The organism is Streptococcus fermentans (genome assembly GCF_040888305.1).
Taxonomy (GTDB): Bacteria; Bacillota; Bacilli; order Lactobacillales; family Streptococcaceae; genus Streptococcus; species Streptococcus fermentans.
Window position 1 is genome coordinate 33,342 of record NZ_JBFNFG010000002.1, and the last position, 25,612, is coordinate 58,953.

The 25,612-nt window shown below is 39.0% G+C and carries 22 protein-coding genes and 2 pseudogenes; 15 read left to right on the top strand and 9 right to left on the bottom strand.

What is annotated here, in order from left to right; translation table 11 throughout:
• The first annotated feature begins 5 nt into the window (after positions 1 to 5).
• On the top strand, positions 6 to 677 hold the full coding sequence (locus tag AB2B50_RS02510; RefSeq protein ID WP_320692324.1) for a hypothetical protein: 672 nt from the start codon (positions 6 to 8) through the stop codon (positions 675 to 677).
• Positions 659 to 838, top strand: a pseudogene (locus tag AB2B50_RS02515) (DHHA1 domain-containing protein); the annotation flags it as partial. The gene AB2B50_RS02510 and the pseudogene AB2B50_RS02515, both read left to right, overlap by 19 nt.
• Before the next feature lie 46 nt (positions 839 to 884).
• On the opposite strand, the pseudogene AB2B50_RS02520 reads toward AB2B50_RS02515, so the two are convergent.
• Both AB2B50_RS02520 and gdhA read right to left on the bottom strand, forming a co-directional pair.
• Positions 885 to 1,731, bottom strand: a pseudogene (locus AB2B50_RS02520) (IS630 family transposase).
• An 89-nt stretch (positions 1,732 to 1,820) separates the two neighbouring features.
• Positions 1,821 to 3,167 carry an NADP-specific glutamate dehydrogenase gene (gene gdhA, locus AB2B50_RS02525; protein ID WP_320692326.1) on the bottom strand — a complete coding sequence of 449 codons (1,347 nt, stop codon included), beginning with the start codon at positions 3,165 to 3,167 and terminating at the stop codon, positions 1,821 to 1,823.
• Between the two features lie 229 nt (positions 3,168 to 3,396).
• Between gdhA and AB2B50_RS02530 the strand changes: the two genes are divergently transcribed.
• From AB2B50_RS02530 to AB2B50_RS02555, 6 genes are all read left to right on the top strand, one after another.
• Complete coding sequence (locus AB2B50_RS02530; protein ID WP_320692327.1) at positions 3,397 to 4,332, top strand: dihydroorotate oxidase; 936 nt, start codon at positions 3,397 to 3,399, stop codon at positions 4,330 to 4,332.
• 32 nt (positions 4,333 to 4,364) lie between these two features.
• Complete coding sequence (gene holA / locus AB2B50_RS02535) at positions 4,365 to 5,402, top strand: DNA polymerase III subunit delta (RefSeq protein WP_320692328.1); 1,038 nt, start codon at positions 4,365 to 4,367, stop codon at positions 5,400 to 5,402.
• Between the two features lie 69 nt (positions 5,403 to 5,471).
• Positions 5,472 to 6,077: a superoxide dismutase SodA gene (sodA, locus tag AB2B50_RS02540; RefSeq protein ID WP_006150800.1), complete on the top strand. Its 606-nt coding sequence runs from the start codon at positions 5,472 to 5,474 to the stop codon at positions 6,075 to 6,077.
• Between the two features lie 151 nt (positions 6,078 to 6,228).
• Complete coding sequence (locus AB2B50_RS02545; protein WP_320692329.1) at positions 6,229 to 7,137, top strand: LysR family transcriptional regulator; 909 nt, start codon at positions 6,229 to 6,231, stop codon at positions 7,135 to 7,137.
• Positions 7,134 to 7,595 carry a signal peptidase II gene (gene lspA / locus AB2B50_RS02550; protein ID WP_320692330.1) on the top strand — a complete coding sequence of 154 codons (462 nt, stop codon included), beginning with the start codon at positions 7,134 to 7,136 and terminating at the stop codon, positions 7,593 to 7,595. The genes AB2B50_RS02545 and lspA overlap by 4 nt, the downstream gene beginning before the upstream one ends.
• On the top strand, positions 7,585 to 8,475 hold the full coding sequence (locus tag AB2B50_RS02555; RefSeq protein ID WP_320692331.1) for an RluA family pseudouridine synthase: 891 nt from the start codon (positions 7,585 to 7,587) through the stop codon (positions 8,473 to 8,475). Before lspA ends, AB2B50_RS02555 begins: the two co-directional genes overlap by 11 nt.
• A 185-nt stretch (positions 8,476 to 8,660) precedes the next feature.
• On the opposite strand, the gene ffh is transcribed toward AB2B50_RS02555, so the two are convergent.
• From ffh to AB2B50_RS02570, 3 genes are read right to left on the bottom strand one after another with little or no spacing between them, the layout of a single operon-like run.
• Positions 8,661 to 10,226, bottom strand: coding sequence for a signal recognition particle protein (gene ffh / locus AB2B50_RS02560; protein ID WP_320692332.1), 1,566 nt, complete (start codon positions 10,224 to 10,226; stop codon positions 8,661 to 8,663).
• A 17-nt stretch (positions 10,227 to 10,243) separates the two neighbouring features.
• Positions 10,244 to 10,459 (bottom strand): 2-oxoglutarate:acceptor oxidoreductase, encoded by a 216-nt coding sequence (locus AB2B50_RS02565; RefSeq protein WP_320692333.1) that lies wholly within the window; start codon positions 10,457 to 10,459, stop codon positions 10,244 to 10,246.
• A 2-nt stretch (positions 10,460 to 10,461) separates the two neighbouring features.
• Positions 10,462 to 10,794: a putative DNA-binding protein gene (locus AB2B50_RS02570; protein WP_320692334.1), complete on the bottom strand. Its 333-nt coding sequence runs from the start codon at positions 10,792 to 10,794 to the stop codon at positions 10,462 to 10,464.
• Positions 10,795 to 10,947: 153 nt separating this feature from the next.
• On the opposite strand from AB2B50_RS02570, the gene rnc reads away from it, so the two are divergent.
• From rnc to AB2B50_RS02590, 4 genes are all read left to right on the top strand, one after another.
• Positions 10,948 to 11,646, top strand: coding sequence for a ribonuclease III (gene rnc, locus AB2B50_RS02575; protein WP_320692335.1), 699 nt, complete (start codon positions 10,948 to 10,950; stop codon positions 11,644 to 11,646).
• On the top strand, positions 11,637 to 15,176 hold the full coding sequence (gene smc, locus AB2B50_RS02580) for a chromosome segregation protein SMC (protein ID WP_320692336.1): 3,540 nt from the start codon (positions 11,637 to 11,639) through the stop codon (positions 15,174 to 15,176). The genes rnc and smc overlap by 10 nt, the downstream gene beginning before the upstream one ends.
• Positions 15,177 to 15,263: 87 nt before the next feature.
• Complete coding sequence (locus AB2B50_RS02585) at positions 15,264 to 15,923, top strand: trimeric intracellular cation channel family protein (protein WP_320692337.1); 660 nt, start codon at positions 15,264 to 15,266, stop codon at positions 15,921 to 15,923.
• A 138-nt stretch (positions 15,924 to 16,061) separates the two neighbouring features.
• The gene (locus AB2B50_RS02590; RefSeq protein WP_320692338.1) at positions 16,062 to 16,640 is read left to right on the top strand and encodes an HD domain-containing protein; all 579 of its coding nucleotides are present in this window, start codon (positions 16,062 to 16,064) and stop codon (positions 16,638 to 16,640) included.
• Between the two features lie 225 nt (positions 16,641 to 16,865).
• On the opposite strand, the gene AB2B50_RS02595 is transcribed toward AB2B50_RS02590, so the two are convergent.
• Complete coding sequence (locus AB2B50_RS02595; RefSeq protein WP_320692339.1) at positions 16,866 to 17,333, bottom strand: 8-oxo-dGTP diphosphatase; 468 nt, start codon at positions 17,331 to 17,333, stop codon at positions 16,866 to 16,868.
• A gap of 333 nt (positions 17,334 to 17,666) precedes the next feature.
• Between AB2B50_RS02595 and AB2B50_RS02600 the strand changes: the two genes are divergently transcribed.
• From AB2B50_RS02600 to ftsY, 3 genes are read left to right on the top strand one after another with little or no spacing between them, the layout of a single operon-like run.
• Entirely contained in the window at positions 17,667 to 18,458 is a 792-nt protein-coding gene (locus AB2B50_RS02600) for a Cof-type HAD-IIB family hydrolase (RefSeq protein ID WP_320692340.1), read from the top strand.
• Positions 18,458 to 19,276, top strand: a complete 819-nt coding sequence (locus AB2B50_RS02605; protein ID WP_320692341.1) for a Cof-type HAD-IIB family hydrolase — start codon at positions 18,458 to 18,460, stop codon at positions 19,274 to 19,276. The genes AB2B50_RS02600 and AB2B50_RS02605 overlap by 1 nt, the downstream gene beginning before the upstream one ends.
• Before the next feature lie 3 nt (positions 19,277 to 19,279).
• Complete coding sequence (gene ftsY, locus AB2B50_RS02610; protein ID WP_320692342.1) at positions 19,280 to 20,716, top strand: signal recognition particle-docking protein FtsY; 1,437 nt, start codon at positions 19,280 to 19,282, stop codon at positions 20,714 to 20,716.
• A 39-nt stretch (positions 20,717 to 20,755) separates the two neighbouring features.
• Here ftsY and zwf read toward each other — a convergent pair whose 3' ends face one another.
• The 3 genes from zwf to AB2B50_RS02625 form a co-directional block, all read right to left on the bottom strand.
• Positions 20,756 to 22,243 carry a glucose-6-phosphate dehydrogenase gene (gene zwf, locus AB2B50_RS02615; protein WP_320692343.1) on the bottom strand — a complete coding sequence of 496 codons (1,488 nt, stop codon included), beginning with the start codon at positions 22,241 to 22,243 and terminating at the stop codon, positions 20,756 to 20,758.
• Between the two features lie 356 nt (positions 22,244 to 22,599).
• Positions 22,600 to 23,340, bottom strand: coding sequence for an amino acid ABC transporter ATP-binding protein (locus AB2B50_RS02620; protein ID WP_049503260.1), 741 nt, complete (start codon positions 23,338 to 23,340; stop codon positions 22,600 to 22,602).
• Positions 23,340 to 25,514 (bottom strand): ABC transporter substrate-binding protein/permease, encoded by a 2,175-nt coding sequence (locus tag AB2B50_RS02625; RefSeq protein WP_320692344.1) that lies wholly within the window; start codon positions 25,512 to 25,514, stop codon positions 23,340 to 23,342. Before AB2B50_RS02625 ends, AB2B50_RS02620 begins: the two co-directional genes overlap by 1 nt.
• Positions 25,515 to 25,612: the final 98 nt, after the last annotated feature.

Consider the following 25,612-nt stretch of genomic DNA (forward strand, 5'->3'; position numbering starts at 1 on the left):
TTATATTGAGAAATACAAAATTAATAAATTGTGATTTCATTGAAGAAATTAATACGTTTCAGACTATCATTTCTGAAAAACAAAATAATTTTGAAATGAATTTGCATTTATCTTTTCCACAAAAGGGAAGGTTATATAAATTAGGAAAGCATAATCCGGATAATAATGGGATGAATACATTATTTTCTCAAAAGTTTTGTGATGGAATCATTTTATGGTTTGTGGATAACATTGTATCAGTTTATATAATAGAATTGAAAAAAACTGCTACATCGTATTTAGAAAAAATTCCTGTGCAATTTCATACATCAGTTTTGAGAGCTCTATCTGATATTGCTATCATTGGATCTCCACTGAATTATAAAAAAGAACCAAACAGAAACTTTAAAATACAATATAATTTTATTATTGGAATGGTTGAAGAGGCACCTTTACCTAGCAAAATAGAAGGAACATTGAAATATAAGAATTTGCCTGGTTCTCCGAGTAAAGATTCTCCTATACTTGAAAATTATTATAAAAATATTGTATTATATAATTGTAGTTTAATTGAGAATCAAATTCTTTTTGAATTTGAAAAATTTGTATTTAATAAAGTTTCCCAAAAACAAAATTGTACAGTTTATGAGTGTAATCAAGAAATTCCATGGATTGTGAAGACAAAGTATATGTTTTAGTAGTCAGAAAGACAAAAGACCTTCATGCAGGAAACCTTGTCAAAGAATTGGTACCAATCGTCGATGGACGTGGTGGTGGTAAACCAGACATGGCCATGGCAGGAGGAAGCAACCAAGCGAAGATCCAAGAATTGTTGGATACAGTAGCAGGTAAATTGTAAGAAAATAAAGATCTATCCAGTAGGGTAGGTCTTTTTTATTGTATAGTTATTTAGTTTTAAAAAAGCACTCTAAACATTCAAAGATATTTGGGATTTCCCTTAATAAATTTGTCACTTTCTTTTTCAAGACAGCCCAAGCTTGCTCAATGGGATTCAAATCTGGTGAATAAGGTGGTAGAGGTAAGAAAAAGTGTTTATCTTTGACGCAAAGTTCATCCAAAATCTTCTTGGGATGAAAACTAGCATTGTCCATGACAATGACATGAGGTGTCTTCAAAGCAGGCAGGAGTTGCGTTTTGAACCACTTCACAAAGAAGTCGCTCGTCATGCTTTCCTTGTAAATCATAGGAGCTATAAACTCTCCATCTACTTGTCCTGCAACAATTGAAGTCCGCTCAAAACGCCGTCCATTAATCTTTTCATAGACTTTCTCTCCTCTAGGAGCCCGTGCATGAGAACAATAGAGGTAGCGGTCGATTCCTGTTTCGTCAATATATACGACTGGTAAATCTTTTAGATTATCCAAAATATCAAGAAATTCAGCGACTTTCTCTGGATCTTGTTCCTTAAAGCTAGTCGTCTTTTTTTAAAGTGACATTGATCTGCGTTAAAGCTGCCCATACTGAAGGAACAGCACAATCAAAATGTGCCGCAATTTCCCGTAAAAAAGTATCTGGATGAGCCTCTACAAAGGCCATCAACTCCTCCAAAGGAATCTTTCGGCTTTTGGCGACTCTCTTTTTCCGCTCTAAGTGCCCTTGTTCACGTAATTTCTTTTCCCATGTGAAGAGAGTTCTGACGCCAACATCAAAAACTTTGGATGCCTCGACATGGCTGTGTCCCTCTTTGATGTAATTTAATGCTCGTTGTTTAAAATCTGTACTATATGCCATAGCTTTATTATAACATGTATTTTATAAACTAAGTAACTATATAAGAAAAAACTCCTCACAGGAGTGAGGAGTTATATAGTTACTAGGAATTAAACAATCCCTTGTGCGATCATAGCGTTTGCTACATTTTCAAAGGCTGCAATGTTAGCACCTGCAAGGTAGTCAGTTCCAAGACCGTAAGTTTCTGCAGTTGTTTTAGCTGTGTTGAAAATGTTATTCATGATATCTTTCAAACGACCGTCCACTTCTTCACGTGTCCATGAAAGGCGAAGGCTGTTTTGGCTCATTTCAAGAGCAGATACAGCTACCCCACCAGCATTGGCAGCTTTGGCAGGTCCGTAAAGGATTTCATTTTCCTTGTAGACTTTGATAGCTTCAAGGTCGCTAGGCATGTTAGCTCCTTCAGATACACAGATAACTCCTTGAGCAACCAAGCGTTTCGCAGCTTCACCATTGATCTCATTTTGAGTAGCACATGGAAGAGCGATATCGTAGCTACCAGTGTAAGTCCATACAGAACCTTCATAGTAAGTAGCAGTTGGTTTTTCTGCAGCATACTCAGTTAAACGAGCACGGCGTTTTTCTTTAACGTCTGTAAGAAGTTCAAAGTCAATACCATTTTCGTCGATGACATAACCGTTTGAGTCAGATACTGAAATAACAGTTGCACCAAGTTCAGTTGCTTTTTGAAGAGCGTATTGAGCTACGTTACCAGAACCTGAAATCACAACTTTCTTACCAGCAAAGCTGTTGCCGTTAGCTTTAAGCATTTCTTCAGTGTAGTAAACCAAACCGTAACCAGTTGCTTCTGGACGAATCAAGCTACCACCAAATCCAAGAGGTTTACCAGTCAAGACACCGGCATCAAACTGGTTAAGGCGTTTGTATTGTCCGTAAAGGTAACCAATCTCACGTCCACCAACACCGATATCACCAGCAGGTACGTCAAGAGATGGTCCGATGTATTTTTGCAATTCGGTCATGAAGCTTTGGCAGAAGCGCATCACTTCAGCATCAGTTTTGCCTTTAGGGTCAAAGTCTGATCCACCTTTACCTCCACCGATTGGAAGTCCAGTCAAAACGTTTTTAAAGATTTGTTCGAAACCGAGGAATTTCAAGATCCCTTGGTTTACAGTTGGGTGGAAACGAAGTCCGCCTTTATATGGTCCAACAGCTGAGTTGAATTGAACACGGTAACCACGGTTAACTTGAACTTTTCCATCACGGTCAACCCAAGGAACACGGAAAGAAATTACGCGTTCTGGCTCAGTGATACGTGCCAAAATATTTTCTTCAATATACTCAGGGTGTTTTTCAAAGACAGGCTCCAAAGTGCTGAAGAATTCTTCAACCGCCTGGAGAAATTCAGCCTCATGCCCGTTACGAGCTTTTACAGTTTCAAACACGCTTTGGATATATTCTTTAGCAGATGTCATATCGTTCTCCTTTTTGTTGTCATATTTTATTACATGAGTCATTATAGCAGAAAATTTTTTCAGTGTAAAGAAAAAAACACAAATTTTCTAAAAATTCTTTCAATTTGATACAACTGATTCAAAACTTGCTAAAAAACGAACATTTTCTATGGAAATGGTTTTATTGAAAAGCAAAAGTCAAAGTATGGTATAATATTAAACATAAAAAGGAATCTGGAGGAACAGAATCATGGTATCAACTAAAACACAGATTGCTGGTTTTGAGTTTGACAATTGCTTGATGAATGCGGCAGGAGTTGCTTGTATGACAGTTGAGGAGTTGGAAAGTGTCAAAAACTCAGCAGCAGGAACCTTTGTCACTAAAACAGCAACCTTGGAATTTCGTCAGGGAAATCCTGAACCACGTTATCAAGATGTTCCACTCGGTTCAATCAACTCTATGGGTCTACCAAATAATGGTTTAGATTATTACTTAAACTATCTATTGGAATTGCAAGACAAGGAACCAAACCGTACCTTCTTTTTATCATTAGTTGGAATGTCTCCAGAGGAAACTCATGCCATCTTGAAAAAAGTTCAAGAGAGTGATTTTCGTGGCCTAACTGAGCTCAATCTTTCATGTCCAAATGTTCCAGGTAAACCTCAGATTGCCTATGACTTTGAAACTACTGATCGTATCTTGTCAGAAGTCTTTGAGTATTTTACAAAACCATTAGGAATTAAGCTTCCACCTTATTTTGATATTGTTCATTTTGATCAAGCTGCAGCGATTTTCAACAAATATCCGCTCAAGTTTGTCAATTGTGTTAACTCTATCGGAAATGGTCTTTATATTGAAGACGAGTCGGTCGTGATTCGTCCTAAGAATGGCTTTGGTGGGATTGGTGGAGAATATATCAAACCAACAGCCCTTGCAAATGTCCATGCTTTCTATCAACGCTTGAATCCAGAAATTCAAATCATCGGAACTGGTGGAGTATTAACAGGACGTGATGCTTTTGAACATATCCTATGTGGTGCCAGCATGGTGCAGGTAGGAACTACCCTACATAAAGAAGGTGTGGGTGCTTTTGAACGTATTACTAAGGAACTCAAAGAAATTATGGCGGAAAAAGGTTATGAAAACCTTGAAGATTTCCGTGGTAAATTGAATTATATTGATTAAATAAAAGAGAAACTAAAAAGAAAGGAGAAATGATGCTAGCAATAGAAGAAAGCCAAAAGCTATCTTTATCAAATTTACCTAGTTTGACCTTGTTTACAGGCCCTGATCAAGGACAGTATGAAATCATGAAAACTCAGGTGCTAAAGCAAATCGGCTACGATTCTGCTGATTTGAACTTTGCTTATTTTGATATGAAAGAAGTAGACTACAAAAGCTTGGAACTAGAGCTGGTCAGTCTTCCTTTCTTTGCGGATGAAAAAATTGTAATCCTAGATCACTTTGTGGATATTACAACTGCTAAAAAACGCTATCTATCTGATGATGAGCTTAAGGCTTTTGAAGAATATTTGGAAAACCCATCTCCGACGAGTAAATTAGTTGTTTTTGCTGAAGGTAAACTAGATAGCAAGCGACGTCTAGTTAAAATTTTAAAGAGGGATGCCAAGATTTTTGAAGCCATCGAGCCAAAAGAACAAGAGATGCGATCCTATTTTCAAAAGTGGTCTCAAGAACAAGGACTGACCTTTGACGGGAAATCTTTTGAACAGTTACTTATCAAATCTAGTTTTCAATTCAGTGAAATTCAGAAAAATCTACTCTTCTTACAGTCTTATAAGGATGATGACCGAATTACCGAAGAAGACATTGTTGAGGCCATACCAAAGACTTTGCAGGATAATATTTTTGATTTAACTCAGTTAATATTGACTAAGAAAATTGATCAGGCACGTGATTTAGTGAAAGATTTGACTTTGCAGGGAGAAGATGAGATTAAACTGATTGCCATTATGTTGGGGCAGTTCAGACTCTATACACAAGTGAAAATTTTGCAAGAATCTGGTCAGACAGAGTCCCAGATGGTCAGCAGTTTGGGTCACTATCTTGGTCGCAATCCGAATCCCTACCAAATCAAATTTGCCCTTCGTGATTCTCTAAGACTATCCCTTGATTTTCTCCAGAATGCTATTCGTTATCTCATCCAAGCTGATTACCAAATTAAGACAGGAGTTTATGAGAAAGGCTACCTGTTTGAGAAGGCTTTGTTGCAGATTGCTAGCCAGTCAAATTGAGCAAATAACTTGAAAAAATAGGATGATTGCGTTATCATCATTATATAGAAAGAAAAAGAGGTATTACAGATGGCTATTATCTTACCAGATCTTCCATACGCTTACGATGCATTAGAACCATACATCGATGCTGAAACAATGCACTTGCACCATGACAAACACCACCAAACTTACGTTAACAATGCAAATGCAGCTCTTGAAAAACACCCTGAAATCGGTGAAGACCTTGAAGCTTTGCTTGCTGACGTAGAATCTATCCCAGCTGATATCCGTCAAGCACTTATCAACAATGGTGGTGGACACTTGAACCACGCTCTTTTCTGGGAATTGATGACTCCTGAAAAAACAGCTCCTTCAGCAGAACTTGCAGCAGCAATCGATGAAACTTTTGGTTCATTCGAAGAATTCCAAGCAGCCTTCACTGCAGCAGCAACAACTCGTTTTGGTTCTGGATGGGCTTGGTTGGTTGTTAACAAAGAAGGTAAGCTTGAAGTAACTTCAACAGCAAACCAAGACACACCAATCTCAGAAGGTAAAAAACCAATCTTGGGCTTGGACGTTTGGGAACATGCATACTATGTGAAATACCGTAACGTTCGTCCTGACTACATCAAAGCTTTCTTCTCAGTTATTAACTGGAATAAAGTAGACGAACTCTACGCAGCAGCTAAATAATATTGAACATAACACCTTTTGGTTAGAATTTCATCTAACTGGAAAGGTGTTTTTTAGTTGCTTTTCTTAGAAGTGATTGTCTTATGATTTTCCTTTGTTGGATAGGCTTGATTTATGGTATAATGATAAGATAGAAATCGAAGGAGAAATCATGAATATTCAACAATTACGCTACGTTGTAGCTATTGCTAATAGTGGTACTTTTCGTGAAGCGGCTGAGAAAATGTACGTTAGCCAACCCAGTCTATCTATTTCTGTAAGAGACTTGGAAAAAGAGCTTGGCTTCAAGATTTTTCGTAGAACCAGTTCAGGAACTTTTCTTACACGTCGCGGGATGGAATTTTATGAAAAGGCACAAGAGTTGGTTAAAGGATTTGATGTTTTCCAAAATCAGTATGCCAATCCCGAAGAGGAAAAAGATGAGTTTTCAATTGCCAGCCAGCACTATGATTTCTTGCCACCAACTATTACAGCTTTTTCGCAACAATATCCTGACTATAAAAATTTCCGTATCTTTGAATCTACAACTGTTCAGATTTTAGATGAAGTAGCTCAAGGACATAGTGAGATTGGAATTATCTACCTCAACAATCAAAACCAAAAGGGAATTATGCAACGGGTTGAAAAGTTAGGACTTGAAGTGATTGAGTTGATTTCTTTCCAGACGCATATCTATCTGCGTGAAGGACATCCTTTAGCCAAGAAAAAAGAGTTGGTTATGGAGGATTTGGCAGATTTACCAACAGTTCGATTCACGCAAGAAAAGGATGAGTATCTTTATTACTCAGAGAACTTTGTAGATACAAGTGCTAGCTCTCAAATGTTTAATGTAACTGACCGCGCTACCTTAAATGGGATTCTTGAAAGAACAAATGCTTATGCGACTGGATCTGGATTCTTAGATAACAATAGTGTGAACGGGATCACCGTTATTCCGCTAAATGATAATCTCAATAATCGCATGGTTTATGTGAAACGTGAGGAAGTAGACTTGAGCCAGGCAGGGACTTTATTTGTAGAGGTTATGCAAGAGTATTTTGATCAGAAGAGGAAGTCATGAAAAAAAGAGGAATAGTAGCAGGAGTCATAGCACTCTTAATAGTGTTAGACCAATTGGTAAAATCTTATGTCGTTCAGAATATTGCTCTTGGTGAAATTAAATCATGGATCCCAAATCTGGTCAGTTTGACTTATCTGCAAAATAGGGGGGCAGCCTTCTCTATGCTTCAAGATCAACAGTGGTTTTTTGCAGTGATTACTTTAGTGGTTATGGTTGGAGCTATCTGGTATCTGCATAAGCATATAGAGGATTCCCTCTGGACAGTCTTTGGATTGGTTCTGATTATTGCAGGTGGTCTGGGAAACTTCATTGATCGCATTAGCCAAGGATTTGTCGTGGATATGTTTCACTTAGACTTTATCAATTTTGCCATATTCAATGTGGCTGATAGTTATCTGACAGTAGGGGTTATCGTACTAATGATTGCAATGCTAAAAGAGGAAATGAATGGAAATTAAAATTGAAACAGGTGGACTACGCTTAGACAAGGCTTTGTCAAATTTGACAGAACTGTCGCGAAGTCTCGCCAATGAACAAATCAAATCAGGCCAAGTCTTGGTCAATGGTCAGGTCAAAAAAGCCAAGTATACGGTCCAAGAGGGCGATGTCGTTACTTATCAGGTGCCAGAACCAGAAGTTTTGGAGTATGTAGCTGAGGATATTCCTCTAGAAATCATTTATCAAGATGAGGATGTAGCAGTAGTCAATAAACCTCAAGGAATGGTTGTTCATCCAAGTGCTGGTCATACCAGTGGTACCTTGGTTAACGCCCTTATGTATCATATCAAGGATCTCTCTGGAATCAACGGTGTGTTGCGTCCAGGGATTGTCCATCGTATTGATAAAGATACATCTGGACTCTTGATGATTGCTAAAAACGATGATGCCCATTTAGCCTTGGCTCAAGAATTGAAGGACAAAAAGTCTCTTCGGAAATATTGGGCCATCGTTCATGGGAATCTTCCCAACGACCGTGGAGTCATTGAGGCGCCGATTGGACGTAGCGAAAAAGACCGCAAGAAACAAGCTGTAACTGCAAAAGGGAAACCAGCAGTGACACGCTTCCAAGTCTTGGAACGCTTTGGTGACTATTCTTTATTAGAGTTGCAACTGGAAACAGGACGAACTCATCAAATCCGTGTGCACATGGCTTATATCGGTCATCCTGTCGCTGGTGATGAGGTATACGGTCCTCGTAAAACCCTAAAGGGACATGGACAATTTCTCCATGCCAAGACGCTAGGATTTACCCATCCAAGAACCGGTGAAACTATGGAATTTACTGCTGATATTCCAGAAATATTCAAGCAAACCTTGGAGAAACTTAGAAATAACTAAAAAAGAGGCTAGGACTTTTGTCCCAGCCTCTCAATTATCTTTGGATTGTTGAGCAAGACGCAGTGGTTGAGTGGGGTCTACTACGCTGATTTCATCAGCTTTTACAGCCCTACTCAACTTTGCGGAGGTGGGACGACGAAATCGAATTCTCACGAATTACCGATTTCTGTCCCACTCTCCTTTTTTTATTTGCGTTTTTTCTTAGCTTTTTTCATTTTGTTGGCCATGCGTTTCATGGATTGCTTCATGGCAAATTCACCGATTTTACCCTTGAGACCTCCACCGAACATCTGGCTCATATCAGGCATTCCTGCTCCTCCAAGAGCTGACAGGTCAGGCATACCGCCTTGTCCCATCATACCTTCAAGGGCTGACATATCCATGCCACCAGGCATGTTTTTAGGAAGGTTGTTAGGGTTAATACCCATTTGCTTCATCATCTTGTTCATGTCACCAGACATGACACCTTGCATGAGTTGTTTGGCTTGGTTAAAGTCTTTGATGAACTTATTAACATCGATAAAGGTATTACCAGAACCAGCTGCGATACGACGACGACGGCTTGGAGTGAGCAAATCTGGATTTTCACGTTCTTCAGGAGTCATGGATGAGACGATGGCACGTTTGCGAGCAATCTGTTTTTCATCCACCTTCATATTTTGAAGGGCAGGATTGTTGGCCATACCTGGAATCATCTTGAGCAAATCTTCCATTGGCCCCATATTTTGTACCTGATCCAACTGATCGATGAAATCGTTGAAATCAAAGGTATTTTCTCGCATCTTTTCAGCCATTTCAAGGGCTTTTTGCTCATCGTATTCTTGGGAAGCTTTCTCAATAAGAGTCAGCATATCCCCCATACCGAGAATACGGCTGGCCATGCGGTCTGGGTGGAAGGTTTCAATGTCGGTAATCTTTTCACCAGTACCAGTGAATTTGATTGGTTTTCCAGTGATGTGACGAACAGAAAGGGCCGCACCACCACGAGTATCACCGTCAATCTTTGTAAGGATGACACCAGTAACTTCTAATTGAGCGTTAAATTCTCGCGCAACGTTAGCAGCTTCTTGACCAATCATGGCATCGATGACGAGAAGGATTTCATTTGGTTGAGCAAGTGCTTTAACATCACGAAGCTCATTCATGAGAAGCTCGTCAATTTGCAAACGACCAGCAGTATCGATCAAGACATAGTCGTTATGGTTGGCTTTAGCTTGCTCCAAACCTTGACGAACAATCTCCACTGCAGGAACTTCAGTTCCAAGAGCAAAGACAGGAACATCAATTTGTTGTCCGAGAGTTTTAAGCTGGTCAATAGCAGCAGGACGATAGATGTCGGCCGCGATCATTAAAGGACGAGCATCCTCTTCCTTTTTGAGTTTGTTAGCGAGCTTTCCTGCGAAGGTTGTTTTACCAGCCCCCTGCAAACCGACCATCATGATAATGGTTGGGATTTTTGGTGACTTGATGATCTCAGCTGTGTCCGAACCAAGAACTGCTGTCAACTCTTCATTAACAATCTTGATGATTTGTTGGGCTGGATTGAGGGTATCAATGACTTCATGCCCAATGGCACGTTCACGAACCTTCTTGATAAAATCCTTGACAACTGGCAGAGCAACGTCGGCTTCTAAAAGAGCCAGACGAATTTCTTTGGTTGCCTCTTGGATATCACTCTCTGTGATTTTTCCTTTTTTACGTAGATTTTTAAAGACGTTCTGCAAACGTTCTGTTAAATTTTCAAATGCCATTTTTTTCTCCTATTTATTCAATTCAGTGGAAATCGTCCAAAATGTTGAAAACACTCTAGTTCTTCGGGTGTGACTTCTTTCATGATTTCATTTGGATATCCCCAAAAGCTAAAGCCTATTTGCATAGCTTTGGAGATATCATTGGGCGAGATAATCTGTAGTCTTGCAGGAAATGGTTTCTCTGCAGCTAATAGTTTGCAAGGTATCCCTTTATAGACAACAAGATTTTCCATGATTACTCCCTATTATCAATACTGGTCAAAATCTCAATTTGCTCTTGCAGAAAAGCATCCTCTGGATAACGATCCAAAATCTGATCAAAAATTTGACTGCGAACAATGTAGTCAGAGTACATATGGAGTTTCATCTCATAGTCTTCCAGAATCTTTTCAGTTCGTTTGATATTATCATAAACGGCCTGGCGACTGACACCGAATTCTTCAGCGATTTCAGCTAAACTATAGTCATCAGCATAGTAGAGTTCGATATAGTTCATCTGCTTATCAGTCAAAAGGGCTGCATAAAATTCAAACAGAGCATTCATTCGATTGGTTTTTTCAATTTCCATAAGAATTATTATACCAAAAAAAAGCCTAATCCGCTAGCTGGGGGCTGATTTTAGCTAGAAGTTAGAAAATAAGCTTTTCACTGTTCTTTTCTGACTATGAAGCCTTTTTTTGATATAATGGATAGGATTATAATGATTTAGAAAGAGGTAGTCATGAAAGAATTAGAATCAGTGTTACAAGACCGTTTTGAACTTGTTTTTACAGATAAAAGCTTACTTGAAACAGCTTTTACCCATACCAGTTATGCCAATGAGCACCGCCTCTTAAAAATTTCACACAACGAACGCTTGGAATTTTTAGGAGACGCTGTTCTGCAATTATTGATTTCAGAATATCTGTTTAAAAAATACCCTAAAAAACCAGAAGGGGACCTGTCAAAACTACGAGCTATGATTGTCCGTGAGGAGAGTTTGGCTGGTTTTGCCCGTGATTGTCAGTTTGACCAGTTTATCAAGCTTGGTAAGGGTGAGGAAAAATCGGGAGGCCGTAACCGAGATACGATCTTGGGGGATGCCTTCGAAGCCTTTTTGGGTGCCCTGCTTTTAGATAAGGATATAAAAATTGTTAAAACCTTTATCTACCAAGTCATGATTCCAAAGGTTGAAGCTGGCGATTTTGAGATGATCAAGGATTATAAGACTCACCTGCAAGAATTGCTCCAAGTTAATGGAGATGTTGATATTCGTTATCAGGTGATTTCAGAGATTGGGCCAGCCCATGATAAGATGTTTGAGGTTGAAGTCCTTGTTGAGGGGCAAAGTCTAGGTTCAGGTAAAGGACGCTCTAAAAAATTGGCCGAGCAGGAAGCCGCTAAAAATGCAGTTGAGAAAGGGCTGGATTCATGTATTTAAAGGAAATTGAGATCCAAGGGTTTAAGTCCTTTGCTGACAAGACCAAGGTTGTTTTTGACCAAGGGGTGACGGCGGTTGTAGGACCAAATGGCTCTGGGAAATCAAATATCACTGAAAGCCTCCGTTGGGCACTTGGTGAATCTAGTGTCAAGAGTCTGCGTGGTGGGAAGATGCCTGATGTCATCTTTGCAGGAACAGAAAGTCGGAAACCTCTAAACTACGCTTCTGTTATTGTTACTTTGGATAATAAAGATGGCTTTATTAAGGATGCAGGCCAGGAAATCAAAGTTGAACGTCATATCTATCGTAGTGGAGATAGTGAGTACAAGATAGACGGGAAAAAAGTTCGTCTCCGTGATATCCATGACCTTTTCTTAGATACTGGACTCGGACGTGATTCTTTCTCCATCATTTCCCAAGGAAAGGTCGAAGAAATCTTTAACTCCAAACCTGAAGAACGGCGGGCTATTTTTGAAGAAGCGGCGGGAGTTTTGAAGTATAAAACCCGTCGAAAAGAAACTGAAAGCAAACTTCAACAAACTCAAGATAATCTAGACCGCTTGGAAGATATCATCTATGAGCTGGACAATCAAATCAAGCCCTTGGAAAAACAAGCGACAACTGCACGCAAATTTATAGAATTAGACGGTCAACGAAAAGCCATCTACTTGGACGTTTTGGCTGCTCAGATTCAAAACAATAAGGCTGAATTGGATCTAACAGAAGAAGAATTAAACCAAGTCCAAGAACTTTTAACCGGATATTATCAAAAACGTCAAGACTTAGAAGAAGAAAATCAAGCTCTCAAAAAGAAACGTCATGATCTACAGGCTGAGATGGCAAAAGACCAGTCAAGCTTGATTGATTTGACTAGTTTAATCAGTGATTTAGAACGTAAGTTAGCTTTATCTAAACTAGAAACTGAGCAAGTTGCCCTCAATCAACAAGAAGCGCAGACCCGTTTGGCTAGTTTGGATGAAAAGAGAAAGGCTCTCATTCAGGAGAAGGAAGAAAAAGAAGCAAATCTCAGTCAGTTAGAAGAAAATTTAGTGGTCAATACTAAGGAACTCAATCATCTAGAAGCTGAGTTATTAGCTTTTTCTGATGATCCAGACCAAATGATTGAGCAATTGCGTGAACGCTTCGTTGCCTTTCTGCAAGAAGAAGCTGATGTGTCCAACCAATTGACACGGATTGAAAACGACCTTGAAAATAGTCGCCAACAAACTCAAAAGCAAGAAGAACAATTAGAATCCTTGAAGGAACAATTGGCTTCTGCCAAGTTCAAGGCTAGTGAGCAAGAAGCTGCCCTTAAATCAGCTAAAGAAGAAGTACAAAGCTTACTTGCTGACTATCAGACCAATGCCAAGCAAGAAGAAGCACAAAAGCAGGCTTATCAAAGTCAGCAAAATCAACTCTTTGACCGTTTGGATAGTCTGAAAAACAAACAGGCCAAGGCGCAAAGTTTGGAAAACATTCTTAAAAATCATAGTAATTTCTATGCTGGTGTTAAGAGTGTCTTACAAGAAAAAAATCGTTTAGGTGGCATCATAGGTGCAGTCAGTGAACATTTAACCTTTGACGTTCATTATCAAACCGCTCTTGAAATTGCGCTCGGTGCAAGTAGCCAACATATCATCGTTGAAGATGAACAGGCAGCAACGAAGGCTATCGATTTCCTAAAAAGAAACCGTGCTGGTCGCGCTACCTTCCTGCCTTTGACAACCATTAAGGCACGTAGTATTTCAGGTCAAAACCAAGATGTGATTGCCTCAAGTCCTGGTTTTCTTGGCATGGCAGATGAATTGGTTACTTTTGATGCCAAGCTTGAAGCTATCTTTAAAAATCTGCTAGCTACCACAGCTATTTTTGATACAGTTGAACATGCGCGTGATGCAGCTCGTAAGGTGCGTTATCAAGTTCGAATGGTAACGCTAGATGGTACAGAATTGCGAACAGGTGGTTCTTATGCTGGTGGTGCTAATCGTCAAAATAACAGCATTTTCATCAAGCCTGAATTGGAGCAGTTGCAAAAAGAGATTGCTCAAGAAGAAAAGCTTCTTCGTCAAGAGGAAGAAAATCTGAAATCAGTTCAAGAAGCCTTGAACGAACTTAGTCAAACTTTGGAGACTATTAAGTCCAAAGGGGAACAAGCTCGTATAGAAGAACAAGGCTTGTACCTAGCTTATCAACAAACTAGCCAGCAAGTCGAAGAACTCGAAACACTCTTAAAACTTCAGGAGCAAGAATTAACTAATCTCAGATGTGGAGATTGGCAAGCTGAAAAAGAAAAATGCCAAGAACGTCTCGCAGTTATTGCAACCGAAAAGCAAAAGCTGGAATCTGAGATTGAAGAAATCAAGTCCAATAAAAATGCTATTCAGGAACGCTATCAAAACTTACAAGAAAAACTTTCTCAAGAGCGTCTGCTCAAAACAGAAATGCTTGGACAGAAGCGTTATGAAGTTACCGATATTGAACGGATTAATAATGAACTTGAGAACCTCAATATCGAGCAAGAAGAGATTGAACGTCTTTTGCAAGAAAAAGTAGACAATCTTGAAAAAGTTGATACAGAACTTTTGGCTAAGCAGGAATCAGAAGCTAAGAGTCAAAAGGAAGAAATTCAACAAGGATTGATTCGTAAGCAGTTTGAACTAGATGATATTGAAGGTCAATTGGATGATATTGCTAGTCATTTAGAACAAGCTCGTCAGCAAAATGAAGAATGGATTCGTAAGCAAACACGAGCAGAAGCGACTAAAGAGAAGATTACAGACCGCCTTCGCTATCTTCAAGGTCAACTGACTGAAGAATACCAGATTAGTTATACGGAAGCATTAGAACAAGCCAACCAATTGGAAGACTTGGCTGTCGCTGAACAAAAGGTTAAGGATTTGGAAAAATCCATTCGTTCACTTGGTCCGGTTAACTTGGATGCCATTGAACAGTTTGACGAAGTACACGAACGCTTGGAATTCTTGAATACTCAACGAGATGATATTCTTTCTGCTAAGAATTTGCTTCTTGAAACCATTACAGAGATGAACGATGAAGTGAAGGAACGATTTAAATCAACCTTCGAAGCTATTCGTGAGTCCTTTAAGGTGACTTTCAAGCAGATGTTTGGAGGTGGACAAGCAGACCTAATTCTGACAGAAGGTGATTTATTGACAGCAGGAGTTGAAATCTCTGTTCAACCACCAGGTAAAAAAATCCAATCTCTCAATCTCATGAGTGGTGGAGAGAAGGCCCTGTCAGCTCTGGCTTTGCTCTTCTCAATCATTCGGGTCAAGACCATCCCATTTGTTATCTTGGATGAAGTAGAAGCTGCACTCGATGAAGCAAACGTTAAACGCTTTGGGGATTACCTCAATCGATTTGATAAGGATAGTCAGTTTATCGTTGTTACTCACCGTAAGGGAACAATGGCAGCGGCAGACTCTATCTATGGAGTAACCATGCAAGAATCTGGTGTATCAAAGATTGTCTCTGTAAAACTAAAAGATTTAGAGAATATGGATGCTTAGTCAGTGCTCGTTACAAACTTTCAGCTAAGCATTTAGAATGACCTTTAAGAAGTCAGAAGGGTTACAAAAATAATTTGAGGAGCTTATATGGATTTTGATCTATTCCTAATGATCTGTAATTATATTGGGACTATAGCCTTTGCGGCGTCAGGAGCCATCAAAGGATTTGGTAAACGTTTAGATATTTTTGGAATCAGTTTATTGGCAATTGTAACTGCAGTAGGCGGAGGAATCCTAAGAGATTCCATTATTAGTCGCTTTCCAGCTTCTCTAGCAGATCCTAGCCCCATTTATGTCTCTATCCTGGTAGCGGTTATTATGTATGTCTTTGTAACTTCAAAACAGGCCAATGCTAGTCATGATAAAAAGTTCTATAAGTGGTTGAGGGAAGCCTATCTCATCTTTGACTCTATTGGGCTGATTATTTTCTCCTTGATTGGAGCGACAGCCTTAGTGGATAGTAAGCTAAATTTGATGTCTGCAGGTCTTTTAGCCTGCTTAACAGGAGCCGGTGGTGGTATTATCCGAGACCTATTAATCAACGAAGTTCCGAGTGTTCTTAAAGAAGACATTTATGCCCTTCTATCTTTCGTAATCGGAGTTATTTATTACTGGTTGGCCTTTGTCCTTCACTTTCCAAGAATTACTGCCTTTATCATTCTCTCAATAGTTGGCTTTGTGATTCGACTTTGTATTATTAAGTTCAAGCTCTCTTTGCCAAATATGGACAAGAGAACCTTGAATTGATGTATAAGCGAGAGTTATTTTATCAGCGTCTAATTTCATGTGGATTAGGCGTTATTTTTTTGCAAATACGGGAAATTAATGATGTAAAGATTAATTTTTGCTAATATATTTGTAATTTCGAATTAGATAGGAGCAATAATGAGTAATTTGAAACATTCTGTTGATTTTATTAAAGAAATAGAGAAATTAAAGTCAGTGACAAGATTTAATAGAACTCTTGATGGCAGATTTGAAAATAGTGCTGAGCATTCCTGGCAGGGTGCCATAGCTGCGATGGTTCTTCAAGATTATTATCCTAAGAAATTGGATATGGAAAAAGTGATTCCTATGTTATTGATTCATGATTTAGGTGAGATTTATGCCGGAGATACTTGGGTTTTTGATGATGAAAAAAAGCTTCATTCTCATGATAGAGAACTAGCATCTATAGAAAAAACAATGAGTATCCTTCCAGAAGAAAAATATTTGAATATGAAAAATTTGTGGTTGGAATTTGAAAAAGGGCAGAGTGCTGAAGCAAGATATGCAAGAGTAATCGACGCCTTGGTACCGCTGATTAATCACTTGGAAGTGTCAGAATTCAATTATAATCCTGATAATATCAGTGCAGACATGGTATTAGAAAAGAAAAAGTTCATAAAAAGTGAATCAGAAGAATTATGGAAACTGACGGAAGACTTGATTCAGGAAAGTGTGGAAAAGGGCTTATATTTTTAATAACAGTTAGCCCAATAGAAGATAGAATTTTAACCGGAGAATGGAAATATATATGATTAAACTTGTCACAACTGAAATCGGAATAAGGAAATTGATACAATAAAATACAAAGACAGCCTTGGAATAAGCTGTTTCCAAGGCTTTATAGCTATCTATAGGTAGAAGGAAAAAATTGCTAGAGTAGATGATTTTTATTAGATACCCTTGATTATACCGTAGAGAATATTAGTCAAATAAAATTGTTTTGTTTTCACTAATGCATTTCTTATTATCATCCCAATAGTTAATACTTTCAAAGTTTCCTTTTCTTAAATAAAGTGGTAGCCTTTTTCTTATTTCATCTTGCATTGGTATTTTATCAATATCTTTTAGATTCCACCATTTTGGCTCACCTTCAGCAGATGTACTTAGTTCACCAGTAAACTGAGTACATAAAAAGTCATAGAAGACAAATCTCTCATTACCAATTGAATTAGTAAAGCCTGAAATTCCTTTTAATTCAAGATTTAATGCAGTGAGTCCAGTTTCTTCCTTAAGTTCCCGTAATGCAGCTTCGAAAAAACTTTCAGGGAATTCAACTTTTCCCCCCGGTGGAATCCAGCCAGGAAAATTATCGTGCTGCCTATTAAGTAATAAAATTTCTTGATTTTTCAAAACGCAAATATTAACCCAGTTTTTGATTTTTTCAGTCATATGATCAACCTCCAACAAGTATTTTTTCATATGCAAGATTATATGTCAAGAACTATATGCTATTTATGATTGTGACAAATGTATCTCAGACAAAGATTGATAATTTTTACGCAATAGCTGATGAACTTTCAGAATAGACTTCAATCAAGAACTTTGGCTGAAAAGTGTTGGGAGGTTGGATATAAAAGAAAGTAAGCAAATCAGCCTGGCCTTTAAATTGCCCTTACGGATTAATTTTTAGAAGACAAAGACGTGTCAATTCAGCACGTCTTTTTTTACTTTTTCTATGGTATAATAGAAGGTAGATTTATTAATTGGAGTATGAAGAATTTTATGATTAAATTAGTAGCAACGGATATGGACGGTACTTTTTTAGATGGTGCCGGTCAATTTGATATGGAGCGTCTGAAAAAGTTGCTCCATTCTTATAAAGAAAAAGGAATCTATTTTGCTGTTGCATCTGGTCGTGGGCTTTTGTCACTTGAAAAGCATTTTGCGGATGTCAAAGATGAGATAATCTTTATTGCTGAAAATGGTAGTTTGGTTCGTTTTCATGGAGAGGACCTTTATGAAGCAACCATGCCTCGTGATTTTTACCTATCAACATTTGAAAAGCTAAAGACTTCACCTTATTTTGATGAGAAGAAAATGCTCTTGACTGGCAAAGAGGCTTGCTATGTCTTAGATACAGTAGATGAAATCTATCTTATGTTTAGTCATCATTACAATGAAAATATCAAAAAAGTAGCCAGTCTTGAAGATATTACCGATGAGATTTTCAAATTCACAACTAACTTCACTGAAGAAACGGTTGACGCTGGAGAAGCTTGGGTCAATGAACATGTGCCTGGTGTTAAGGCTATGACGACAGGCTTTGAATCCATTGACATCGTTTTAGACCATGTTGACAAGGGAGTTGCAATTGTAGAGCTAGCAAAAAAATTGAATTTGGATATGGACCAAGTGATGGCCTTTGGTGATAATCTTAATGACCTGCACATGATGCAAGTTGTAGGGCACCCGGTAGCACCTGAAAATGCTCGTCCAGAGATTTTAGAACTAGCTGAAACAGTTATCGGACATCACAAAGACCAATCAGTTATTGCTTATATGGAGGGATTGTAATGGCAGATATTAAATTAATTGCCCTAGACTTAGATGGGACTTTGCTGACGACAGACAAGAAGTTGACTGATCATACCAAGGCAACTTTAAAGGCTGCGCGTGAACAGGGAGTCAAAGTGGTACTGACAACTGGACGTCCTCTCAAGGCTATGGATTTCTTCCTCAAAGAGCTTGGAACAGACGGCCATGATGACGAGTATACTATCACCTTTAATGGTGGATTGGTTCAGAAAAATACAGGTGAGATCCTCGATAAGACAGTATTCTCTATTGATGATGTGACACGTATTTACGAGGAAACTGAAAAACTAGGCATTCCTTTAGATGCCATTTCAGAAGGTACAGTTTACCAAATCCAATCAGATCAAGAAAGTCTTTACGCCAAGTTTAACCCTGTTTTAAACTTTGTTCCAATTGACTTTGGAGATTTGTCTAGTCAGCTGACCTACAACAAGTGTGTGACCGCTTTTGCCCAAGAACCACTGGATGCCGCAATTGCTAATATTTCACCAGACTTGTTTAACAATTATGAAATTTTTAAATCTCGCGACATGCTTTTGGAATGGTCACCAAAGAACGTTCATAAGGCTACTGGATTAGCTAAATTGATAGACCATCTAGGAATTGACCAAAGTCAAGTGATGGCTTGTGGAGATGAGGCTAATGACCTTTCCATGATTGAATGGGCAGGACTCGGTGTTGCTATGCAAAATGCTGTGCCTGAGGTCAAGGAAGTTGCAAATGTAGTAACCCCTATGACCAATGACGAGGAAGCTGTTGCCTGGGTCATTGAAAAATATGTACTGAAGGAGAACTAAAGAATGGGATTATTTGACCGTTTATTTGGGAGAAAAGAAGAACCAAAAATCGAAGAAGTCGTTAAAGAAGCTTTGCAAAACTTGGATCTGACAGAACCTAGCGAGGAAGTTGAAGCACTTGAAACTGAAGAAGTTGAAGTGAAAAATACTGAGGAAATCGATCATAGTTCAGAAGTTGAAGAAACTTATTCTAAAGAAGCTAGTGAGTCTGCAGAACCAGAGGCAGAAACTACTCTAGAAACAGTTGAACCAGAAGCAACTCAGTTTGAAGAAGAAACTGAGTGTCATTGTTGTCAGGAAGAGTCAGAGTCAACAGAAGTTGAAGAAACTGAAGAAAGAGCTCAAGAGGTAGCAGAGTTTGTTGCAGAAGAACCTGAGTCACCAGTCGAAGGAGTACCTTCAAGTGATAGCGACGATGAAGAAGCTGATCAAGTTCAACCAGACGAGACGGAGTCAGATACTTCTGAAGAAGAGGAAGAAGATCTAGTAATCGAAGAAATTCCTCAAGTTCAAGAGACTGTACAGGAAAAATATGACCGTAGTCTCAAGAAAACTCGTACGGGCTTTGGAGCTCGTTTGAATGCTTTCTTTGCTAACTTCCGCTCTGTTGATGAAGAATTCTTCGAAGAACTAGAAGAACTCTTAATCATGAGTGACGTTGGTGTACAGGTAGCTTCAAATCTCACTGAAGAATTACGCTATGAAGCAAAACTTGAAAATGCCAAGAAACCAGATGTCCTCCGTCGTGTGATCATCGAAAAATTGGTAGAGCTTTACGAAAAAGATGGACAATACAATGAAAGCATTAACTTCCAAGATGGTTTGACAGTCATGCTCTTTGTAGGTGTTAATGGTGTCGGGAAAACAACTTCAATCGGTAAATTAGCTCACCGCTACAAACAAGCTGGCAAGAAAGTCATGCTTGTTGCTGCGGATACCTTCCGTGCTGGTGCGGTAGCTCAGCTAGCAGAATGGGGCCGTCGTGTAGATGTTCCTGTGGTTACTGGACCTGAAAAAGCAGATCCAGCTAGTGTTGTCTTTGATGGGATGGAACGAGCAGTAGCAGAAGGTGTTGACATTTTGATGATTGATACAGCTGGCCGTTTACAAAACAAGGAAAACTTGATGGCAGAGTTGGAAAAAATTGGTCGGATCATTAAACGTGTTGTGCCAGAAGCTCCGCATGAAACCTTCCTAGCACTTGACGCCTCAACAGGACAAAACGCTCTTGTACAAGCCAAAGAGTTTTCAAAAATTACTCCTGTTACAGGAATTGTCTTAACCAAGATTGATGGAACTGCCCGAGGTGGTGTTGTTCTGGCTATCCGTGAGGAACTTAATATTCCTGTTAAGTTGATTGGTTTTGGTGAAAAAATCGATGATATCGGTGAATTCAACTCTGAGAACTTCATGAAGGGCCTTCTAGAAGGTTTGATATAAACGAAAATCCTGCAAGAATTCTTGCAGGATTGTTTTTGATTATTCTAAACGACCATCTTTACGATAGGCGATATCTGGTTGCCAAGTCCACTCAGCACCGTATTTTTCAAGGAGATCAAAGCTAGCTTGAGGTCCCATGCTACCAGCCTTGTAGTCATGAAGTGGAGCCCCGTTTTCAGCCCAAAGCTTTTCAATACGGTCAATCAATTTCCATGATGCACTCACTTCATCCCAGTGGCTAAAGTTAGTTGAGTTATTGTTCAAAACATCATAGATGAGTTTTTCATATGGGTCTGGTGAAGCACCTGTTGCAGTCGCATCTGTTCGATAGTCAAGCGAGTTTGGCGCAAGGCTAAACTCTTCCCCGACCTTTTTACCGTTAAGACTGAGAGAGAATCCTTCGGTTGGTTGGATGTAGATGGTCAGAACATTCGGTGCTAGTGGTTCTCCAAAGATTGAATCCATTTGTTTGAAGACAATGTTCACGTGTGTTCCTTTTTCAGTTAGGCGTTTACCTGTACGGAAGAAGAATGGAACACCACGGAAACGGTCACTCTCAACAAAGAAGGCACCTGAAGCGAAGGTTTCTGTCATTGATTCTGGGTTGACATTTGGTTCGCTGCGGTAAGAAATGTACTTCATACCATCGACTTTACCTGAACGATATTGACCACGGATGAAGTGTTCTTTAAGTTCCTCATCTGTTGGGTGGTAAAGGTTCTTGAAGACCTTGATTTTCTCTGCGCGAATGTCATCCTTTGTAAAGCTTGCTGGTTTATCCATAGCTAAGAGCGACAGGAGTTGGAGTGTATGGTTTTGAACCATATCACGAAGGGCACCAGACTCATCATAGTAGCCACCACGCTCTTCAACACCTAGACGTTCTGCAAAGGTAATTTGAACATTATCGATGTGTTCACGATTCCAAACATTTTCAAAAATCATATTAGCAAAACGAATGGCAAATATGCTTTGAATCATTTCCTTACCAAGATAGTGGTCGATACGATAGATTTGCTCTTCGTTAAAAGTAGCTAGGAGTTCTTCGTTTAGTTTGCTTGCAGTCTCATAGTCTGTTCCAAAAGGTTTCTCAACGATCAAACGTTCAAAGCCTTTACCATCAACAATTTGCTCAGACTTGAGATGTTTGGCGATGGTACCAAAGAACTGAGGTGCCATTGAGAGGAAGAAGAGTTTGTTGTGTTCAGTTTGATATTTTTCATTTAACTCAGCCTGAAGCTTACGTAATTCGATATAGTGCTCAGTGTCATTAACATCGTGACTTTGATAGTAAAAATGACTAGCAAAAGCTTGAGCCTCTTCTGCGCTATCTGCCAAGTCTAAAATAGATTCGACAACGACAGATTCGAAATACTCTTTACTCCAAGGTCTACGAGCAGTTCCAATAACAGCAAAATGATCAGAAAGATTACCTGATTTATAAAGTCTAAAGAGTGAAGGGTAAAGCTTGCGTTTAGCCAAATCTCCACTAGCACCAAAAATTGTAACAATAACTTTAGATGACATCTAGCTACCTAATTTCTATTTTGTTTCCTAGTTAAACTAGGCATGAGGAGTCCCCATTTTTCATATCCTTTATTTTATCATAATTTTCTAAAAAATCCAAAAATCCAATACGTCTATACTAAGAGGTTAGGCAAAACTCAATTTCATACTCTTCGAAAATCTCTTCAAACCACGTCAGCGTTGCCTTACCGTACTCAAGTACAGCTTTCGGCTAGCTTCCTAGTTTGCTCTTTGATTTTCATTGAGTATTAGGAGAAACCGAAGTAAATCTTTCCACAATAAAACGCATAATATCAAGTTTTTAATACCTGATACAATGCGTTTTTTTTTGATTATAAAGATTTTTAGCCCTGCCTCTAGGCGTTTAGAACCTTGTCTAAAAATTCTTTAAGACGCGGATGTTGTGGGTTATCAAAGATTTGATCGGGTGTTCCGTCCTCGAGGAATTCACCGTCAGCAGTAAAGATCACACGATTGGCAACCTTGCGGGCGAATCCCATTTCGTGGGTTACGATGATCATAGTCATGCCTTGTTCAGCCAATTCCTTCATAACGTTAAGAACGTCGCCGACCATCTCAGGGTCAAGGGCAGAAGTGGGTTCGTCAAAGAGCATGATATCAGGGTTCATGGCTAGACCGCGAGCGATAGCCACACGCTGTTTTTGACCACCTGATAGGCTTTCAGGATTTGCATTAGCTTTATCAGCCAATCCAACTTTTTCAAGGAGTTCCATTCCCAATTTCTCAGCTTCGGCCTTAGTCATCAACTTATGCTCTACTGGTGCGAAAGTGATATTTTCCAATACGGTCATATGTGGAAAAAGATTGAAGTGCTGGAAAACCATTCCGACATTTTCACGAACGTGGTCCACGTTGGTTGCTTTATCCGTCAAATCATAACCATTAACCGTGATATGACCTTTTGTACCTTCCTCAAGGAGATTCAAGCTACGCAAGAAAGTTGATTTACCTGAACCAGAAGGTCCAATGATACAAACAACATCTCCTTCGTAGAATTTTGCTGAGATTCCTTTAAGGACTTTGTTTTTACCATATTGTTTATGTAAATTATCAACATCGATTTTTAATTTAGCCATTATTGAATCCTCTTTTCTAAGCGTTTTGCAAGTCTAGTAAGAAGAGTGATAATCACAAGATAGAAGACTGCGAGAATTGCATACATTTTGAAACTTTGGTAGTTACGGGCGATGATAATCTTACCAGTCTGGAAGAGCTCTACTAGCCCGATTGCAGACACGATAGTTGTATCTTTAAGTGCGATAACAAATTGGTTGACGAAGTTTGGAAGCATGAGTTTGGTTGCTTGTGGCAAGACAATCTTACGCATGGTTTTACTGTAAGAGATACCAAGGCTTCGACTGGCTTCCATTTGTCCGATAGGAACAGCCTTAATACCACCACGAACAATTTCAGCGATGTAAGCAGCTGAGTTTAGAGACAGTGCAATTGTTCCAGCGACAAAGTCATTGATTGGACTCTGTTGTCCTGTAAGAGATTCGATAAAGTTGGGAACTCCCCAGAAGATAAAGGCAGCAAGAATCATCAATGGAATACCACGAATCACATCGACAAAGATTTCTGAAATGAGACGAAGTGATTTATAGGGACTAACGCTGAACATACCAAAGATAATCCCGATAACAATCGCAATTGCAAAGGAAATCAAAGCTAGGGAAAGGGTAATTCCAAGTCCACTTAGGAGTTGTTTGTAGTTGTTTTTCAACAAGCCCCAGATAGTAGTTTCGTCAACAGTTGATGATTCACTTGTTGAATCAGTTGCAAGGTATTTATCAAGAATCTTTTGGAATTCACCACTTGCTTTAAGATTTGCAAGACCGTTGTTGAACATTTCAATCAATTCAGGATTGCTTCCCTTTTTAACTGCAAAAGCAGTTTCACCGATTGGAGTACCTTCGATTGGTGTTTTTAATTTTTGACCTTGACTGATAGAGTATTTAAGAACTGGTTCGTCATCCATCACAGCGTCAATTGAACCAGTGTTGAGGCTGTCATACATAGATGAACCGTCTGCAAAGGTTTTAATTGTATAACCATATTTGCTTTGATTTTCAGTTAGGAAGGTTTGAGAAGCAGTACCGTTTTTTACACCAACGGTTTTACCCTTCAAATCTTCATAAGAAGAAATGGTACTTGATTCCTTAACTCCAAGAATCGTATTAGCTGTGTAGTAAGAATCAGAGAAATCAAAGGTTTCTTTACGAGCGTCTGTAACAGACATACCAGCAATCATACCATCAGCTTGACCAGATTGAACCGCGTTAATAGCAGCGTCAAATCCTGGGTTAGTGATTTCAATCTCGAAACCTTGATCTTTGGCAATAGCCTTGATCAAGTCCATATCAATACCAGTGTACTGATTGCTTGAGTTTTGGAAAACGAATGGTGCAAATGAAGAATCACTAGCGATAACGTATTTTGATTTGACTGGAGTAGCTTTTTGCCCAGCGCTTGTAGTAGAAGTGAGAGAAGTCACTTGTGAACTAGTTTTAGATGAACTTGTCCATTTATTGATAATCTTGTCCAAGCTACCATCTTTTTTCATTTGTGCTAAAGCTTCGTTAAATTCTGTAACTAGGTATTCGTACTTGCTATCTTTTTTAACTCCAAAAGCAAAGCTACCAACGGCTTCTCCGTCCATGTTGATACTGAGATCTTGTCCTTGGTTAATAGCGTACTCGATAACTGGTTTGTCATCCATGATGGCATTTACAGCACCTGTACTGAGACTGTTATTCATCAAATCCCCAGTATCAAAGGTTTTGATAGTGAAACCATATTTATCTTTGATACTTTCTAGGAAACGTTGTGCCGCAGTACCGTTTTTAACACCAACAGTTTTACCACTGAGTTCTTCATACTTAGTGATTTTGTTAGACTTAGTCGTTGCGATGACAACTTTTGTATCATAGTATGTGTCGGACATGGTAAAGACGTTTTCACGTTCTTTGGTTTTTGTCATACCAGCCATGATAGCATCCGCTTGTCCTGCTTGGACCGCATTGACAGCAGCATCAAAGCCTGGATAAGACATTTGGATATTCCATCCTTTTATCTCAGCGACTTTATTGATGATGTCGACATCAATTCCTTTATAAGTCTGGTCTGTATCTTTAAACTCAAAGGGTGCATAAGCAGTATCACTAACAATCTTGATAGTGTCCGCATTAGCATAGCCTAAAGAGAATAAGGGAAATAAAAATAATAAAAATGCAAGGATTTTTTTCTTCATGTTTAGTCTCCTTTTTAGAATATTTACCCATTATAGCAGAAACTAAAAAAGTTGGCAAATATTTAGTGTTTTAATGTAAGAAGATGTGACATAAAAAT